At 36.4% G+C, this 929-nt stretch carries 2 protein-coding genes; one reads left to right on the top strand and one right to left on the bottom strand.

The window, feature by feature from the left end; all coding sequences use genetic code 11:
• On the bottom strand, positions 1-239 hold a 239-nt coding region (locus R8O11_RS25845), incomplete at its 3' end, for a YscW family type III secretion system pilotin (RefSeq protein WP_318194689.1).
• Between the two features lie 388 nt (positions 240-627).
• On the opposite strand from R8O11_RS25845, the gene exsC reads away from it, so the two are divergent.
• On the top strand, positions 628-929 hold a 302-nt coding region (exsC, locus tag R8O11_RS25840), incomplete at its 3' end, for a type III secretion system regulatory chaperone ExsC (RefSeq protein ID WP_318194688.1).

Here is a 929-nt window from a genome sequence, read left to right as displayed (position 1 = left end):
ACTGGTAATTGAACACCTTGATATTGCTGAGAAGCAACAGTAAGGCATTGATTTTCAAAAGCTTGACACATCTCCACCTCTATATAGGTCGAAACTGGAGGATGGTATCCTTCGACAGAAATCCACCCATATACATTCGCTTGGCTCTGAACGGAAAATGGCTGTGAAGTCCCCACGGACTGAGCGCATCCAGTCAATAACATTAAACCGATAAGACCGGCCCACTTACTGCTTTTCATTTAGGCTCCCATAAATTATTTTTATCGTCTTATTATGATTTATTTTTACACAACTTCTTATGTGTACGTTTAAATTTTCGGCTTATATTTATTCTACAGATGGACAGCAATAACGTTCCACGTACAACACATAAGTAACATAGTATTTAATTTTTAAGATAACACAATTCTAATTCTTCATCGCTTGTCGATATAAACCAAAATCTCACCATAATAAAATTTAATAACCGTTAATCTTTATATGCACCAGCACTCATTTGTAAGATTAGAAGCAAGGTGTCAATTCTGGGTTTCCGGCCAAAATATAATAACTAACAACCAAAATTGATAAACACACCCCACGATATCGAATATGTTTCCCGATAAAATTCTCAAAAGGACTGTTTCTATGTCAGCACGCCAAACTATCGATGAGGTTTTACAGAAGTTTGCTCATCAAATAGGCTTGCCTGAACTGCATTTGACGGACAATGAACTAAGCTTAGCTTTTGATGATCACTTAAAGGTTCATTTCATCTTTCATCCAGAAACGAATACGCTGCAACTGGAAGCGGAAATTGTTGGATTACAAATCGTCAATTCTGATCTTTATCGTTCTTTTTTGGCGTTCAATTACCATTGGCCAGAACACCAATTATTTTTCAGTTTAGATAATCATAGGCACGTACTATGTTTGAATAAGCTGATTGG

The organism is Vibrio sp. 1288, assembly GCF_033344475.1.
The sequence above is the reverse complement of the archived record's forward strand: the minus strand, read 5'-3'. Positions and strand labels throughout refer to the sequence as shown.